Here is a 16,435-nt window from a genome sequence, read left to right as displayed (position 1 = left end):
CTAATCTTTAACTTGTCGGTACAATAAGGGCAAAATCACCGCAGCACCGGCAATCATAGCAAAAGGTGTCCATTGAGGTCCTAAAGGTGCGGTAGCTGCCAATACGCCTAAATAAATCGCGGCAGATAATAGCGACAATGCAGAAATTCTGCTGTTCCAAGCACGGTAAAATAGGTAATTAACCAATAAATAATAGGGCGCAGATAAACCGCAGCCAATTAAAAATAAGCAAATATACCATTTTACGCCGCCATACTGCTCACCCAATAACCATAAAAACCATGCTTCTGGAATCAACAACGCCAATAAAGCAGGGATTGCCATGACAGGCAGACTGAACCAAGCCAAACGTCGTACTTTTTCTGCATTTAAACGTCCACTTTTCATGGCTTGATAGTAATAAGGTACAGTCGCTTTATTCACTGCCATCAATAAAATACCCAATACCATTGCCACTTGAAAACCTGCAGCATAAACACCAAGTTGCTCAGCAGGATAAAGCGGATACAAGACCATTCTATCCAACTGCCCTTTCACAAAACCTGCGCCATGATGTAAAAATAAGGGCAAACCAAACGCCGCCACATACATTAGTGAATGCTTAATACGGTACCAACTCCAACGGATAGGGTTGTTCTGTTGTCTAAAAAACCACCATGCTGCGATTGCCGAAACGGCTGTATTGCCTAATAATAAGGCGGCAAAGCGTTTAAATACGGGTTCGCCATCTGTCCATTCTAATAATAATATGGTTAATAAGCTACATAGTAATCCTGAAGCAATTTGCAAGACAGTATAAGCCACAGCCTGTTTGCGACATTGACGCAGGGTAAGTTGCACATTTAAGATACATTGCACGGCTGCTGAAGCCACTACCGCCGCCATAATCAGCGAACCTGCTGCCCAAGCCACCGCCAAAGCAATCGCTGCCACCGTAAAAGTATAAGCATAACCTGCATACACCACATTATGCAGATTGCGTTTGCCATAAACATAATAGTAACGCGCCACTGCACCGTCTTGGCTTAACCCAAACAAAATGACCAATAATGCAGAAAACGTTTGATAGTAAGACAGTTCGCCAAAACCCGCCGCGCCCAGTTTCCGTGTTAAATATGGCAGCAACAGGAAGGGCAAGGCTTTAGCAAACATTTCGCCAAACAGGTAAATGGCGCTGTCTTTTAAAATTTTCATAAATTAAGCTGCCTGAAACACTTCCCAACGCACGGGCGTATTGGCTGCAATATTGGTATTCACGGTTTTGCCAATAATTTCGTCAAAATATTTGGGCGGCAAACCATAACCAGGGCGTACACTGCGAATACAGCTGGCATCCACCACATCGCCTGCGCGTAAATCTTTGACAAAATACAGGGAACGGCGGAATTGGGCATTGCCCTGTTCGCTGGATTTCAAGGCATATTCCACCTGACCGAGTGCCGACCATGCGGTTTTACTGTCGCGGCAAAGTGCCTGCAAATCAACAGGTTCTAAAGAGAAGCTGTCATCAGGTCCGCCGCCATTACGGTCTAACGTAAAGTGCTTTTCAATCACACACGCGCCCAATGCCACCGCTGCCACGGCGGTGGTGTTGTCTAAAGTGTGGTCAGACAAGCCCACAGGCACACCAAAACGCTGCGCCATATCGGGCAAAGTACGCAGATTATAATCGGCAGCAGGCGCAGGATAACCGCTCACACAATGCAGCAACACCAAATCTTGGCAACCGTTGCTGCGGGCGGTGTCCACCGCTTCGGCGATTTCTTCTGCATCCGCCATGCCTGTGGAAATAATCATCGGTTTGCCCGTTTGCGCGACATAGCGGATAAGGGGCAAATCCACGGCTTCAAACGAGGCGATTTTATACGCGGGTGCGTTTAATTTTTCCAACATATCCACGGCGGTAAAATCAAACGGCGAACTAAACAGGGTAATCCCTGCTTCACGCGCATAATCAAACAAGGGCGCGTGCCAATCCCACGGCAAATGGGCTTGCTGGTATAAATCATAAAGGGTGCGCCCGTCCCACAACCCGCCACGGATTTGAAAATCGGGGGCGTTACTGTTGAGCGTGATGGTGTCAGCAGTATAGCTTTGAATTTTAACAGCATCTGCGCCTGCACATTTGGCTTCGTCAATTAGGCGGAAAGCGGTTTGCAGGCTGCCGTTGTGGTTCGCCGACATTTCGGCAATGATATAAGGGGCATGGCCGCTACCGATAGCGCGACCGTTAATAGCAAAAGTCATGAAAATATCCTAAATTCAGACGGCATTATATATTTCAACACACAGGGCTGCACATAAAGCACAGCCCTATGTGTTGTCCTGATTCGGACGAGATGATGCCCCACCTGAACAAACACTTATTTTACCGCTGTAAACAGCATGGTTTCAAACCAAAAAGGAAACTTGATGAAAAAAATATTTCAATAAACAAATTCGTTTGCCGATAATTCAAACAGTTGCGCTTCTCCATCTGAATAGGGCAAGGCGTGAAAACCCATTTTCTGATGCAGCGCCAAACTGGGTGCATTATGCGGCAACACGCGCCCGCGTACCGCGCTTGCGCCCAATTCGGCAAAAGCATAGTGCAACATCGCTGCGGCAAACTCCCTACCCTGTCCACGCGGACAATCGGGGGCAAGGTAAAAACCCCATTCCCAAATTTTCTGTTCACGGTGGGAAAAACTGGCGAATCCCTGTGCTTCGCCGTTTAAGGTAAAGATTTTCATTTTAAAATCAGAATTATTTAACTGCTTATTAAACCAAGCCAAGTGGTTTTCCCATGCGATTTCGTCCGTATTCAACATAAAACGGCGTACATCAGCATGATTGCGCCATGCGTACAAACGCGCCGCATCGTCTTCACGCACATCGCGCAAAGCGGCGTGAACGGGCAAGGGTTGCAATAAATGTTGCACCACCCTCGCCACACCTGCGCCATCGCACAAGGCAGCGGCGGCGTGGCTTTGTTCGCTACGTTTGGCGGTATCGGCAAACAGTTTTTGCAAATGATTTTTTGTCAAATCAATCGGTAAAATATCGGCTGCACCTGCCTGCCGCAAGGCTTGGGCGATGGTTTGCTGATTATCCGCCAACACCAGCAGCGCAGTCGGCACGCCCAAACAGCAACGTTCCCACGCGCTGCTGCCCGCCGCGCCTACTGCCCAATCGCTTTGCGCGAGCAGTTCCGCCATATTGTTAGCGGCAGTCATCACGCGACAAGGGTAAGGCGCAGCAGTTTCGGCAAAACGGCGCACACTGTCGCGGTGTGGTGCGCTTGCGCCCATTACCGCCAATACTTCCACTTTTGGCGGCAAACATTCCGATAATTCCTGTAAAATCCGCAAAGTATGGTTATCTTTATCCACCCCGCCCAAATTAACCAGAATGGTTTTTAGGCTGCCTGAAGCTTTGCGCCGTGCCAAACTGTGTTCACGCCAACGGGCAAATTCTGGGCGCAACAAAGCATAGCGCGTTCCCGCCAACACACGGCAGGATTCGGGCAACAAGCCCGCATAATCGGCGGCGCGATGCCCTAAATTTTGGTCAAGTAAAATATCGGCATCGTGGGCGCGGTCGTGCAAATCGTCAATCGCCAACACTTTTGCACCGCTTACGGCACGGGCACGGCTTTCCCATTCGGCATCCAGCGCGTAATGGTCGCACACCAGCCAATCGGGGGCAAAATGGCGGATAAGCTCTTCACAATCGGCAAAATCCTGCGCCTGCGATACGCCCAACCAAGCGGAATGTTTCAGGCTGCCTGAAACGGTTTCGCCAATCGGCGCAGGCAATAAGGTGGCGGAAAAACCCTGTTTAACAATGAAATCATACAGATTACCCACATGATTGCGCGTGGCAAAACACACCTCGTGTCCGCTCTCGCGCAATGCCTGCGCCAAAGTCAGGCAACGCATCACATGACCGCTGCCGATTTGCAGCGAAGCATCGGCACGAATCAGAAATTTCATTTTTCCGTCTCTTTCAACACTTGCCACAACACTTCCGCCCGCTGCCAATCTTCTTCGGTATCAATATCCTGCACACGGTGGCGCGGTAAAGGCACGGCGCGAGCATCAGCGGTAAACACAGGTTTTTGCACCCGCCATGCCACTGCCTTACCCCAATAAAACTGCCCTGCATCGTGCCATGCTTCCGCCAAATCCTGCGAACGCACCGCCACATTTTCAGGCTGAAACATGCTCAATACGCCGTTTGCGCAACGCAAAGCGCGTTGAATGGGAAACGGAAAAGTCGTTACGCTAACCGCATAATCCGCGCCGCTTTCACGCAATACGGTTGCACCACGGCGCAAATCATCTGCGCGGACAAAGGGTGCAGTCGCATACAAACAACATACCGCATCGCTATCCGCACACGCCAATGCTTGCACCGCATGGCTGATAACCGCCACCGTAGTAGCAAAATCGTCTGCCAATTCAGGCGGACGCATAAACGGCACGTCTGCGCCGTAATCCCGCGCCACTGCTGCAATTTCCGCATCATCGGTCGAAACCACAATTTTTTCAAAACAATCGCTTGCCCGCGCCGCTTCAATACTGTGCGCCAACATCGGTTTGCCTGCAAACAGGCGGATATTTTTACGCGCAATGCGTTTGCTGCCGCCACGCGCAGGAATCACACATAATGCCATCAATTTCCCTTAATTTTTTGTAACATTTCACGACACATGCGCACATTTTCCGTGCTGTGTTCGGTTTGCAACTGCGCATGTGCTGCGGTTAAATAATCGCAACCTTTATTGTAATCCGCTGCCACGCCGCGCCCTTCCATATACGCTACGCCCGCATTGTTTTGCGCCTTGGCATAACCTTGTGCAGCGGCGCGTTCATACCACGGCACGGCAGCCGCCCAATCATTGCGGTGCATATAAAAACGTCCCACCTGATATTGCGCTTCCACATCGCCCTGTTCCGCCTTTGCCAATAATTCGGCAAATGGCGCATCGGCAGTTTGAGACGTATGGATGGATGCAGACGGCACAGGCGCACGATAACTACGCCAAGCGTATTGCACCAGCACCGCCACACCCAAACAGAGACACAAGATAATCGGCACAAAACTTGAACTGCGTTTTTGATAAGAGGCTTTTTCGGGCAGAAAATCAGACATGCTTGGCTTTCAAACGGGTTTTCAGGCAGTGTGCAAGGCCTCACGCAATACCTGTACCACCCTATCCTGTTGCGCTTCGCTTAAATCAAAATACATCGGCAAACTCATGGCTTGCGCGTAATAGGCTTCGGCATGGGGAAACGCGCCTGCCTGAAAACCAAAGCGTTGGCGGTAATAGGGCTGGCTGGGAACGGGAATATAATGCACGTTCACACCAATACCGTTTTCACGCAGATAATCAAATACCTGTTTGCGGGTTTTACCGCTTTCGGGCAACACGCGCACGGGGTAAAGGTGCAAAGCAGAATAATTATCGGGGTTGCGGAAGGGCAATTCCACAGGCAAATCCGCCAGCAGCGCATCATAACGTTGCGCCAACTGATGGCGGCGGGCGACAAATTCGTCCAAACGCTGCATTTGGCTGATGCCCAATGCTGCTTGCAGCTCGGTCATGCGGTAGTTAAAACCCAAATCAATCTGCTGGTAATACCACGCGCCATCGCTGTCGCCGTCCATTTCATCGGCATTGCGGGTGATGCCGTGGCTGCGTAACAAATTCATTTTCTGTGCCAATTCGGGGCGGTTAGTCAGTGCCATGCCGCCTTCAGCCGTGGTAATGATTTTAACGGGATGAAAACTGAATACGGTAATATCGCTGTACGCGCAGTTACCGACTTTGCCATCGCGGTAACTTGCGCCCACCGCGTGCGAAGCATCTTCAATCACGGCGAAACCGTAACGCTGCGCCAATTCGCCAATCGCCGCCATATCGCAGGGTTCGCCGCACAAATGCACCGCCACCACAATTTTTGGCAAACGCCCCTGCTGTTGCGCCTGTTCCAGTTTTTCCGCCAACGCCGTTACAGACAGGTTTAACGTGCGCGGGTCAATATCGACAAAATCCACTTCTGCACCGCAATATAGGGCGCAGTTGGCAGAAGCGGTAAAGGTAATCGGCGAGGTCCACAACACATCGCCCTGCCCCAAACCCAATGCCAAACACGCCAAATGCAGCGCGGAAGTGGCACTGTTTACCGCCACAGCGTGCGCCGTGCCGCAGTAATCCGCCAACACGCGCTCAAATTCGGGTACTTTATTGCCTTGGGTTAAAAAATCGGATTGCAGCACTTCGGTAACGGCAGCAATATCGGCGGGGGAAATGGTTTGTTTTCCGTAGGGAATCATGATGTTACTTTCAAAATATTTTGTTGCAGCACGGGCAGACCCGTATGGTGGCTGATGGTTTGGGCAATGCTTTCCAAATGATTAACACTTGCAAACAAAATAACACTTTGTTTTTTCTTATCAATTAATTGGATTTGATATTGCGTGGTTTCCGACTGCCAAACCGTGCAAATCCCGACAAAATTGCGCAAATTATATTGATTTTGACCAGATAGGTGTGTGATGGTCAAAACATCACTATCGGATTGATAATCTATGCACGGCAACGCCCAATTTTGCGCACCACAAGCCAGCCCAATCAATATAGGCAGGAAAATCCAAACATAATCCATCAAATAAACCGCCGCACCCGCCAATAACCATACTGCCCCGACAAATAACGGTTTTTTCTGCCAACAACGCAACCACTCCCCCAATTGATACACATACAAACGCACCGACCACGGTTTCCATATAAAAGATGCACGTTGCAAGCTGCGCGGCGGGATAGGCATCATTGCTATTTCCTGCAAAATCAGCGGAATATTTTGCCTGTTTCGCATAAAACGGTACAGTTTGCGGACAACCCACAGCGCGTAAACGGCAAACACACTCGGCAAGCCAATCAATAACCAGCCCTTTTGTTGCCAAAAATCCGCCATTAAGCTGGCATAATTTTGTCCAATCAGCACAAAAAGACCGATTGCCAACAGCAAAACAAACATCGCCCAAATACCATATAAGGCGATAAACGGCACGGAAGCCGTTTCAGGCAGCTTACGGTGATAAACCGATACGGAATTCATAATGCACTCCTTTAGGGAAAAGTTCACGCTTCTTGAAGCAAAGGCAAGCCTGTGGCAGTTGCCATTTTTTCGGCGCGTTGCCAAACAAAATAGTGGTCGCTAAACAGATTGCCCACGCGCCCCACCACCCAATCGGTGCTGCCTGAACGGGCAACCAAACGGACTTGATGATGGCGAATATCTTTGCCTTCACTTTCGTATTCCACACAGGCAATGCCGATAAAATCGCTGGCATTGTGCCGTTGCAACTCCTGCCAACGGCAATCACGAAAACGGAACACCGATAAAGTCAATTCATCGGTGGTGGGGTCGTAAACCAAACGCTGTATCGGCAAGGACACATCCAGCACCCATCTCAAAAACTCTAATGAAAATACAACTATATGCAGCAGCACAAGTGCAGCCACAAAATCCTTGTTTTCCAGCAACATCGAATACGCCCATCGGCAAGCCCAAAATAATCCCACAGCCAATGCCACAAAACGCAAAATTTGCCAATGTAAATCAGACGGCAACGCCCACACTGCCTTGCCTTGCGGCGGCTGGCGCGGTGGAATGGGTTGCGACAATACGGCTAACTCTGCTTCGCGGCGCAAACGGCGGTTGCACCATGCCTGCCACAGCCGCCGTCCGCTCCAAAACAAATACGCTGCCGCAGGTATGGCAAACACCGTAAACAAGACACCAAACTGCATTTCATCTTGCCAACCCAGCCACAGAAAATACCCCAGCAAATAGACGCCTGCTGTGGTAAACAAGGTTCGCATCAGCAGGGAAAACATGGGAACAAATTCAGGCAGTTTGGCGTGATAACGGGTCATAGCGCTTTCTACCTAAAAGCTGGGTTTTCAGGCAGCCTGAAATCAAATATTGCCGATTTTATGCTGATTGGCAGCAATCCACGTCCGCAATTGGTCTTGCGACATCCATTCGCGGTTGTTGTCGCTGGCGTACACAAAACCTTCTGGCACTTTTTTACCGTCTTTAATGCGTTCGGGCGAATCGCTCCAGCCGTTAATCGCAGGCAGGATTTTAAAGTGTTCAGGGTATTCATAGGTGTAGTAGGCATCTTCCGCGCTAATCATCTGCTCGTGCAGTTTTTCACCGGGGCGGATGCCTACGGTTTCCTGACGGCATTCAGGCGCAACCGCCGCCGCCAAATCGCCGATGGTCATGGACGGGATTTTTTTCACATACACTTCGCCGCCCACCATATCGTCAAAGGCGTGCCACACCAGCTCCACACCTTGCTCCAAAGAAATCATAAAGCGCGTCATGCGCGGGTCGGTAATCGGCAGCACGCCCGTGTCGCGCACGCTTAAGAAAAACGGAATCACCGAACCGCGCGAACCCATCACATTGCCGTAACGCACCACCGCAAAACGGCAACCGTGTTCGCCCGCATAGGCATTGCCCGCTACAAACAGCTTGTCGGAAGCCAATTTGGTTGCGCCGTATAAATTTACGGGGCTGCTGGCTTTGTCGGTAGAAAGGGCAACCACCCGTTTTACGCCTTTGTCGATACAGGCATCAATCAGGTTCATGGCGCCGTTGATATTGGTTTTCACGCATTCAAAGGGATTGTATTCGGCGGTGGGGACGATTTTGGTGGCGGCAGCGTGGACAACATAATCCACACCGTCCAAGGCGCGGTACAAACGCTCGCGGTCGCGCACATCGCCGATAAAAAAACGTACGCGCTTGTCGCCCTGAAATTTTTTCGCCATTTCCCACTGTTTCATTTCGTCGCGGGAAAAGATAATGATTTTTTTGGGATTGTAACGCGCTAAAGTCATGGGGACAAAGGTGTTGCCAAATGAACCTGTGCCACCCGTAATCAGAATGGTTTGTTGGGAAAGCATTGCTGTCTGCCGTTTTGCTGAAAATAAAATAAGGCGCAATTATAACAGCCTGCTTTTCAGGCAACCTGACAAGTACACGACAAATTTTTTCTTGCTGAAACACCGTTCCCTCACCCGTTTCTACGGGGGAGGGCTAGGGTGGGGGAAAGATGTTGGATAAACAATATATTGCTTAAAATTTATCCACCCCACCCCGACCCTCCCCCGCTTCCACGGGGGAGGGGGTAATGTTCGGACAGCCCAAACATTTTTTGTCGTGTACCGTCAGGTTGCCTGAAAATGCCGCAGCCGCCGTGCTTTTGGCGGCAGGCAATTGAACCTGCGGACAACATTGTGTAAGATAAGGCAGTTTCTGCTTTTTTAACCGTTAAATAGGAATTTAGCCATGTTGCTGAGTAATTTGGAACACATCCCCGACCGCCGCATCGTCAAACATTTGGGTTTGGTGCAAGGCTCTACCGTCCGCGCCAAACACGCGGGGCGCGATTTGATGGCGGGTTTGAAAAATCTGGTTGGCGGCGAGCTGAAAGGTTATACCGAACTGCTGAACGAATCGCGCGAACAGGCTTTGGAACGAATGCAGGAACAAGCGCGTCAAATTGGTGCAAACGCTGTGATTAATGTGCGTTTTTCCACGTCGTCGGTGGCGGCGGGCGCATCAGAGATTTTTGCTTACGGCACGGCAGTGGTGTTGGAATAAGGAGACAGCCATGTCGGAAGAAACTTGGTGGGTAATGGGGATTACCCTATTTCCCTACCTGCTGCCCGTGGTTTTGCTGGTGTTGGGCTTTGTATTCGGCAGCCGTGCCGAGAAAAAACACTATGCCAGCATTTTGGCGCGTGAAGAACAGCTACGGCATATTATGGTGCTGTCGGTAAAACGTCCGCCCAAATCGTTTGCTGAACAGCAAATGGTCATGGGCAGCGTGGTGGTGTCCAGCGACTACTTCACCCGTTTGCTGGCGTGGTTTCGCAATATTTTTGGCGGCAATGTTCGCAGCTACGAAACCTTGCTTGACCGCGCCCGCCGCGAAGCGATTTTACGCATGAAGGCGCAAGCAGACGAAATCGGCGCGGAAATGGTGTTAAACATGAAGTTTGAAACCGCCACTTTGGGCAGTCCCAACCAGCCGCAGCAGCAAGGCGCATTGGGTACGGTGGAAGTGTTGGCTTACGGCACAGCAGGCAAAATCCGCCGTGCGCCTGCAACAAGGTAGCAGCATGCACACGCCAATGCAAGACCCAAAATTTGACGAAAGCCGCAATCCCAATATTCCCGCAGCGGGTTACCGTTGGATTGAATTGCGCCAAATGGCAGTGTATCTGCTGATAAGCGCGGTGGGGGTGTGGTTGCTGGTGGAAGCCTTGATTCGCGTTGCGCCCGTGCTGGTGAGTTTGGAACGTGAACGGCAGTGGTTTGGTTTTGTCGGCGACATCATTGCAGATGAATATACCCGCCCCGACAAGGGTTTGCAGGATTTAGCAGACGATTTGGCACAACGGATGCAGTTGCCCGCAGGCAGTGTGCGCGTGTACCGCAGCGATAAAAACACGGTAAATGCGTTTGCTACCTTTGGCGGACACATTGTGATGTATCAGGGCTTGCTTGACAAACTGCCCGATGAGGAAAGTGTGGCGGCGGTACTCGCCCACGAAATCGCTCACGTCAAACACCGTGATGCTTTGCGTGGGGCATCACGCAGTCTGTTGTTTACCTTGATTGTCAGTGCTGCCACAGGCGGACAGGGCAACGCCGATTTGCTGATTGGTTTGGAAAGCCTGCGTTACAGTCGCAATTTGGAAGCAGCCGCTGATGCCGCCGCCGTGCAAGCGGTACAGTCGCGCTATGGCAATGTGGGTGGTGCGGTGCGCCTGTTTCATGTATTTGAACAAGCAGAACACGAACACGGACACAGCCACACCCCGCAATGGGCGCAAAGCCACCCCGACACCGCCGAACGCATCCGCCACGTCCGCGCCATCGCCGCACAGCAGCAGTTCCCTGAAGCACCGTCGCGCCGTCCCAATCCTTGGCGCAACCCGAAAAGCAGCCACGCCCCTTAATCCCCTTTACCCACAAGGAATTTCGCCATGTCGCTCAGCACCATTCTGATACTTGCCGCTTTTGCTGCGCTTGCGCTGACCCTGTTTTACCTGTTTAACAACTACTACCGCCACGCCAATAAAGAAACCGCGCTGGTGCGCACGGGTTTGGGCGGCGAAAGAATCATCATCAGCGGCGGCGTGATTGTGCTGCCGATTTTTCAACAGGTGATGGACATCAATATGCAAACCATTGCCTTGGCAATTCCCTGCGAAGAAACCGATTCGCTGCTTACCCGCGACCGTATGCGTATTGATGTGATTGCCGAATTCTTTGTGCGTGTGCGTCCCACCGCCACCAGCATCGGCATTGCCGCGCAAACGCTGGGTACGCGCACCCAAAACCGCGAAGCCTTAAAAGAACTGCTGGAAGGTAAATTGGTCAATGCCTTACGCGCCATCGCCGCGCAAATGGACATGGAAGAAATGCACGAAAAACGCATTGAGTTTATCCGTGGCGTACAGGCTCAAGCGGCTGAAGAATTGGATAAAAACGGTTTGGAACTGGAAAACATCGCCCTTACCCGCTTTGACCAGACCAGCCGCGAGTTTTTCAACATCAACAATGCCTTTGACTCGCAAGGCTTAACCAAATTAACAGAAATTATTGAGTTAAATAAGAAAAAATGCAATGACATCGAGCGCGACAACGCCATCGCCATTGAGCAGAAAAATCTGCAAACCGAACGCGCCCAACTGCAAATTGAGCGCGACAAAGAATACGCCAAAATGGAACAGGAACGCGAAATCGCCATCCGCCGCGCCGAGCAAGCCGCCATTATTGCCGAGCAGGAAGCCATCAAACAGCGCGAAGCAGACGAAGCCCGCATTGCCGCCGAACGCGAAGTTTCACTCAAACGCATCGCCGCCGAGCGCGATATTGAAAACGAAAGCATCCGCAAAACCCAAGCACTCGCCCTAGCCGAGCAGGAACGCGCCATCGCCGTTGCCGAAAAATCCCGCGCCGAATCAGAAGCCAAAGCCGCCGCTGACAAAGCCCGTGCCGAAGCCGTGCGCGAAGAAGAAGGCGTGGTCACCGTGCGCGAAACCGAACGCGCCGAGCGCAGCAAAACCATTGAACTGATTGCCGCCGAAGAAGCGGCGCAAAAAGAAGCCATTGCCGTTACCGTTTCCGCCGAAGCCGAAAAACAAGCCGCATTAGACCGCGCCGAAGCCGCACGGATTGCCGCACAAGGCGAAACCGATGCCAAAATCCTGCTGGCACAGGCGCAGGAACAGCAATATAAAGTAGAAGCCGAAGGCACACGCGCCGTCAATGAAGCCGCGAATGCCCTTTCGGACGAACAAATTGACATGCAAATCCGTTTGGCGCTGCTCAAACGCCTGCCCGATATTATCCGCGAATCCGTCCGACCGATGGAAAACATTGACGATATTAAGATTTTGCAGGTAAACGGTTTGGGCGGATTTGGCGGCGGCACGGGTAGTTTGGCAGACGGCGGCAGCGGCGACAACCTCGCCGACCAAATGGTCAACAGTGCCCTGCGCTACCGCAGTCAAGCCCCGCTGGTGGACAGCCTGCTCAAAGAAATCGGTTTGGACGGTGGCAACATCAACGGCTTAACGCAAGGTTTGCACCACAGCGTGCGCCAAGCCGCGCAAACCATTGAAGCCGAAGCCGCCGCGCTGCCGTCTGAAAGCGGTATCGCCAACGAAACCAATCCCGCTTAATCCGCACAAAAAATCGGGCTGGGAATTTTCCCAACCCGATGTTTCTTATCAAAACAATTATTCGGCTGCGCTGTCAAAGTGATAGCTTAACAGCCCGTCACCCAAATCTTTTACCAAGCCGTTGTGTTCCAAATGCACAATTACTTGTTCTGCCAGCTCTTCTTTTTTCAAGCCGCCGATTTCGTGCTCGTATTGCACCAAATAGCGTTCAATATTGGCGGCAAGATTGCGGCGGTGGCGCGGATGGTAAGCATCTTTTTGGCTCATTGCCTGCACCACGGCGGGATAGTATTTTTCCAGCACATTGCCAACGTGTTCGGCTTCGCTTTCTTCTTCAGCGGCTTCTGCCGTTTCTGCCACTTCGGTAACGCTTTCTTCAGCTACTTCTTCAACGGGGGCAACTTCTTCTACCGCGTTTTCTTCGGCAGGGGCTTCTTCAACAGCTTCGGCAGCATCTTCTGCCTGTTGTTGCTGCTCTACCTGTTCTACGGCTTCCACTTCGGCAACGGCTTCTACTGCTTCGGCAGCGGGGGTTTCGGTTTCGCTGACGGTTTCATCATCAGCGGCAACTTCGCCATCGGGCAAGGCGGTGATGCGCTGTCCTGTGGCGGGCAACAGATTGGTCAGCAAACCGTCATAGGCTTCGTTGGCAGACAAAACGGTAAAGGTGGCTTCGGGGTTGTCGCTCAAAATTTTACCCAAGCGGAACGCCAAATGTACCGCCAATGCGCCCGCGCCGCCGCGTACGCGCACAAAGTGGACGTTGTTGCCGAAACGGCACAGCGATTCGCACAAATCCAAAGGCAGGCTTTCCTGCTGCGCCGAACCCAACAGCAGCCATACGCAGGTATCGGCGGGGTTGTAGCTGTCGAGGCGGACGGGTTGGACGGTTTCAAAATCAATCAGCAGATGTTGCATGACAAAACCTTTCTTCAGTATGTGGGGAATGACGGTGCATTATAACGCCCTGATGCCTGCTGGCAAGTCCCCTTACGGGCAAGCGCGGCAAAATCGCGGCATTTATGCCAAACCTTGCCGCAAGGCGCGGACAAATGCCCATTGTTTCATGGGGTCGGCAAGTTCGGGGCAGAAAATCAAAAAGCTGTCTTCGGCGCGGTCTGCCATGGTGGAAATTTTGGCATGACGCAGGCTGACTTGGCAGAGGGCAAACACTTCGGTAATGTCTGCCAACAAAAAGGGACGGTTTACGGCAATGATTTCCAAGTGATACCAGCCGTTTTGCCGTTCGTCTGCGGTCAGGTACACACGCGGGACGATAGGGAGGTGGCGGGCGCGGCGGCGCGGTTTGGCAAGGTGGCGGGTAGTCGGGGATTCGCCACGGCAGACAAAGGCTTCCAATTTGTTTTGCAGGCTGCTGCGGGCGCGGGCATCGGCTGCATCGGGCAGACGCACGGTAAAGGTGTCCAAAATATAGCCGTGGGCGGTGATGTAGGCACGCGCCGCCACAATGTCGCCGCCGCAGCCGCCGATAATGCGGCATAAGCGGGTAAACAGGCGTTCGCCATCGGGCATAAACACCAGCACTTGCACGGTTTCGCCGTCTGCCAAGGGGCGCACCGCCACCCGCGCCGATTCAAAATCGTTAATCAGCAGGGGAACATACCACAGCATTTCGGCTTCGTCGTGGCGGGCAAAACAGGCTTCGCCCAAGGCAGAACGCAGGGAACGGTAGCGTTTGCGGACGGTTTCGGGCAGGCTGTCCAGCAGGCGGGTGTGGATGTCTGCTTGTTCTTGTTCGCCGTCCAAATAGCGGGCAGCGGCGGTGTACAGGCGTTCCAGCAGTTGCGCTTTCCATGCGTTCCAAATTTCGGGATTGGTGCCGCGAATATCGGCAACGGTAAGCAGGTAAAGGGCAGTCAGGCGTTCGCGGCTACCGACACGGGCGCAGAAACGTGCCAACACTTCGGGGTCGGAAAAATCGGTTTTTTGGGCGGTTTGCGACATCAGCAGGTGTTCTGCCACCAGCCATTCCAACAGAAGAGCGTGTTCGGCAGGCAACTGATGTTTCAGGGCAAATTGACGGGCATCTTGTGCGCCTAATTCGGCATGGTCGCCGCCGCGCCCTTTGGCGATGTCGTGCAACAACGCAGCAAGGTACAGCACATATTGCGGGGCAAACCCGCGCATCAGGGCAGAGGCAAACGGCAGTTCGTGGGCGTGTTCTTCCATTGCCAAACGGCGGGTGTGGCTTAATACGGTAAGGATATGGTCATCTACGGGGTAAATGTGAAACAGGTCGTGTTGCAGCAAGCCGACTATGGGTTTCCACTGCGGCAGGTAGTGGGCAAGTATGCCGTACAGGTTTAAATGGCGCATCAGGGCGGTTAAACCTTTGCCGTGCTGAAAAAAACCGATAAAGCGGCGGCGGTTGGTGTCGTTGTCTGCCAAGCATTTGCCCGACTGCTGCGCGGCTGCCCACCATGCGCGTAAGGTTTTGGGGGCAAGTCCCGTCAAATCGCGGCGGCTTTGCCAGATTTCTAAAATTTCCAAAATGCGTTCGGGCTGTTTGGCAAACGCGCCCAAATCGCGCAACGCCAAACGGTCGTCCACGGTGTAGTAATCGTCGTTGATGCGGGTGGTGGTGCGGGGCCACGGGGAATACACGCGCCCGCTTAACATGGGAATCAGTATGCCGTTTAGCTGTAAAACGGTTTTGGCGGCGCGGTAATACAGCGCCATAATTTGTTCGCAGGCACTTTGGGCATCGCTTGCGCCTGCGTCCAAACCCAAACGGGTTTGCAGGTCAAAACGCAATTGTTCTTCGGCACGCCCTGCGGCAAGGTGCAAATCAATCCGCAGCCGCGCCAAGGTTTTGTAACCGTAAATCAGCAAACCTGCTTCGGTGCGGCTAATCACGCCGCGGCGTACCATGTCGTGAAAATCGGCAGACATGCCTTGTACTTTTGCCAGCCACATCATGGTGTGGATGTCGCGCAAACCGCCTGCGCCGTTTTTAATGTCGGGTTCCAGCATCAGTGCGCCACGGCGGGCATGGCGTTTGTCCATTTCCAGCAGTTTGCCTTCAATAAAACCGACTGTGTCGCGGCGGCGGGCGTTTTCGCGCATAAAGGCGGCGGCGGTGTCGGGGTTACCGCACAAAAAACGGGCTTCCAAAAAGGCGGTGTCGGCGGTGAGGTCACTTTGGGCGGCTTGGCACAATTGTTCAATGCTGCCGCTTTTAACGGCGGGGGCGAAACCTTGGTCCCACAGGGTTTGCACCAGCGCGGCGATGCGTTCTTGTTCGTCTGCGCTTAAAGGCTGCGGCGACACCACCGCCAAATCGGTATCGGAATGCGGATACACTTCGCCGCGCCCGAATCCGCCTGTTGCCAATAATGCCAGTGTGCCGTGGTCGGGGAAAAACGTGTGCCACCAGTCTGCCAAACGGTCTTGCAGGGCAAGCGTGCAGGCGCGGAAATAGGCGTAAGGGTTGCGGTCGCGGCGGTAGGCTTCGGCGGCGGCGGTTTTGCGGGCGTTTAGGGTGTCGTTCACGGGTTTTCCTTATGGTTAATGCGCTTGATTTTCCATACGGCGTTGGCAATGCCTTGCTGTATTACGCATACTGTCTGCGGCATCGCCGCCTTGTCTGAAAAATAAATCACATTAACCCTACTTGAAATAACAGACAGCGGCGGCAAAGCGGCGGTTTGG

At 52.5% G+C, this 16,435-nt stretch carries 16 protein-coding genes; 4 read left to right on the top strand and 12 right to left on the bottom strand.

The annotated features are described in order from the left end of the window. The 10 genes from H3L98_RS05395 to H3L98_RS05350 form a co-directional block, all read right to left on the bottom strand. On the bottom strand, window positions 1-1,194 hold the full coding sequence (locus H3L98_RS05395; protein WP_027021096.1) for a lipopolysaccharide biosynthesis protein: 1,194 nt from the start codon (window positions 1,192-1,194) through the stop codon (window positions 1-3). A 3-nt stretch (window positions 1,195-1,197) separates the two neighbouring features. Then, complete coding sequence (gene pseI, locus H3L98_RS05390) at window positions 1,198-2,247, bottom strand: pseudaminic acid synthase (protein WP_027021095.1); 1,050 nt, start codon at window positions 2,245-2,247, stop codon at window positions 1,198-1,200. 179 nt (window positions 2,248-2,426) lie between these two features. Beyond that, complete coding sequence (gene pseG / locus H3L98_RS05385) at window positions 2,427-3,974, bottom strand: UDP-2,4-diacetamido-2,4,6-trideoxy-beta-L-altropyranose hydrolase (RefSeq protein ID WP_027021094.1); 1,548 nt, start codon at window positions 3,972-3,974, stop codon at window positions 2,427-2,429. Beyond that, window positions 3,971-4,657 carry a pseudaminic acid cytidylyltransferase gene (pseF, locus tag H3L98_RS05380; RefSeq protein ID WP_027021093.1) on the bottom strand — a complete coding sequence of 229 codons (687 nt, stop codon included), beginning with the start codon at window positions 4,655-4,657 and terminating at the stop codon, window positions 3,971-3,973. Before pseF ends, pseG begins: the two co-directional genes overlap by 4 nt. After that, window positions 4,657-5,136, bottom strand: a complete 480-nt coding sequence (locus tag H3L98_RS05375) for a tetratricopeptide repeat protein (protein WP_051531936.1) — start codon at window positions 5,134-5,136, stop codon at window positions 4,657-4,659. The genes pseF and H3L98_RS05375 overlap by 1 nt, the downstream gene beginning before the upstream one ends. A 21-nt stretch (window positions 5,137-5,157) precedes the next feature. After that, entirely contained in the window at window positions 5,158-6,321 is a 1,164-nt protein-coding gene (gene pseC, locus H3L98_RS05370; protein WP_027021092.1) for a UDP-4-amino-4,6-dideoxy-N-acetyl-beta-L-altrosamine transaminase, read from the bottom strand. Beyond that, window positions 6,318-7,106: a hypothetical protein gene (locus H3L98_RS05365; protein ID WP_027021091.1), complete on the bottom strand. Its 789-nt coding sequence runs from the start codon at window positions 7,104-7,106 to the stop codon at window positions 6,318-6,320. The genes pseC and H3L98_RS05365 overlap by 4 nt, the downstream gene beginning before the upstream one ends. Window positions 7,107-7,129: 23 nt before the next feature. Further along, entirely contained in the window at window positions 7,130-7,927 is a 798-nt protein-coding gene (locus H3L98_RS05360; protein ID WP_027021090.1) for a hypothetical protein, read from the bottom strand. 42 nt (window positions 7,928-7,969) lie between these two features. After that, complete coding sequence (gene pseB / locus H3L98_RS05355; protein ID WP_027021089.1) at window positions 7,970-8,968, bottom strand: UDP-N-acetylglucosamine 4,6-dehydratase (inverting); 999 nt, start codon at window positions 8,966-8,968, stop codon at window positions 7,970-7,972. Window positions 8,969-9,140: 172 nt separating this feature from the next. Then, window positions 9,141-9,281, bottom strand: a complete 141-nt coding sequence (locus H3L98_RS05350; RefSeq protein ID WP_156932180.1) for a hypothetical protein — start codon at window positions 9,279-9,281, stop codon at window positions 9,141-9,143. Between the two features lie 72 nt (window positions 9,282-9,353). On the opposite strand from H3L98_RS05350, the gene H3L98_RS05345 reads away from it, so the two are divergent. The 4 genes from H3L98_RS05345 to H3L98_RS05330 are packed head-to-tail and all read left to right on the top strand — an operon-like array spanning window position 9,354 to window position 12,763. Continuing rightward, window positions 9,354-9,668: a YbjQ family protein gene (locus H3L98_RS05345; protein WP_027021088.1), complete on the top strand. Its 315-nt coding sequence runs from the start codon at window positions 9,354-9,356 to the stop codon at window positions 9,666-9,668. A gap of 10 nt (window positions 9,669-9,678) precedes the next feature. Next, the gene (locus H3L98_RS05340; protein ID WP_051531935.1) at window positions 9,679-10,185 is read left to right on the top strand and encodes a YbjQ family protein; all 507 of its coding nucleotides are present in this window, start codon (window positions 9,679-9,681) and stop codon (window positions 10,183-10,185) included. A gap of 4 nt (window positions 10,186-10,189) precedes the next feature. Next, window positions 10,190-11,032 carry a M48 family metallopeptidase gene (locus H3L98_RS05335; RefSeq protein WP_156932178.1) on the top strand — a complete coding sequence of 281 codons (843 nt, stop codon included), beginning with the start codon at window positions 10,190-10,192 and terminating at the stop codon, window positions 11,030-11,032. 27 nt (window positions 11,033-11,059) lie between these two features. Further along, window positions 11,060-12,763 (top strand): flotillin family protein, encoded by a 1,704-nt coding sequence (locus H3L98_RS05330; protein WP_084481822.1) that lies wholly within the window; start codon window positions 11,060-11,062, stop codon window positions 12,761-12,763. Window positions 12,764-12,820: 57 nt separating this feature from the next. Here H3L98_RS05330 and H3L98_RS05325 read toward each other — a convergent pair whose 3' ends face one another. After that, a complete protein-coding gene (locus H3L98_RS05325) occupies window positions 12,821-13,681 on the bottom strand; it encodes a PIN domain-containing protein (RefSeq protein WP_051531934.1) in 861 nt (286 codons plus the stop codon). Between the two features lie 102 nt (window positions 13,682-13,783). Beyond that, window positions 13,784-16,276: a [protein-PII] uridylyltransferase gene (glnD, locus tag H3L98_RS05320; protein ID WP_027021085.1), complete on the bottom strand. Its 2,493-nt coding sequence runs from the start codon at window positions 16,274-16,276 to the stop codon at window positions 13,784-13,786. Window positions 16,277-16,435: the final 159 nt, after the last annotated feature.

It is taken from the genome of Conchiformibius steedae, assembly GCF_014054725.1.
GTDB lineage: Bacteria > Pseudomonadota > Gammaproteobacteria > Burkholderiales > Neisseriaceae > Conchiformibius > Conchiformibius steedae.
The sequence above is the reverse complement of the archived record's forward strand: the minus strand, read 5'-3'. Positions and strand labels throughout refer to the sequence as shown.